Genomic DNA, 380 nt, shown 5'->3' on the forward strand with positions numbered 1-380 from the left:
CGGTCGACCGCGCCCGGCCAGGCTCCAAGCACCACGTGATCACCGAGGGCGGCGGCATTCCGACGGCATTCAGCCTGACCGGCGGCAACGTCAATGACGTCACCCAGCTCCTCCCACTGGTCGAGGCAATCCCGCCCGTGCGAGGCAAGCGCGGGCGCCCCCGCCGCCGACCCGACGCCCTGTACGCCGACCGCGCCTACGACTCCGCCCAACACCGGGACGAGTTGCGCGCCAAGGGAATCGACCCGCAGAACGCCGAACGCGGAACCGGCCACGGCTCCGGACTCGGCGTGATCAGGTGGGTCGTCGAGCGCACAATCGCCTGGTACCACGGCATGCGACGCCTCCGCATCCGCTGGGAACGCCGCGACGACATCCAC

Annotated in this window: 1 protein-coding gene; it reads left to right on the top strand. The window is 71.1% G+C overall.

What is annotated here, in order from left to right:
- The coding region (locus tag E1288_RS46630; protein ID WP_132495777.1) for a transposase at positions 1–380 on the top strand (380 nt) is incomplete at both ends.

This window comes from Saccharopolyspora elongata, assembly GCF_004348985.1.
Taxonomy (GTDB): domain Bacteria; phylum Actinomycetota; class Actinomycetes; order Mycobacteriales; family Pseudonocardiaceae; genus Saccharopolyspora; species Saccharopolyspora elongata.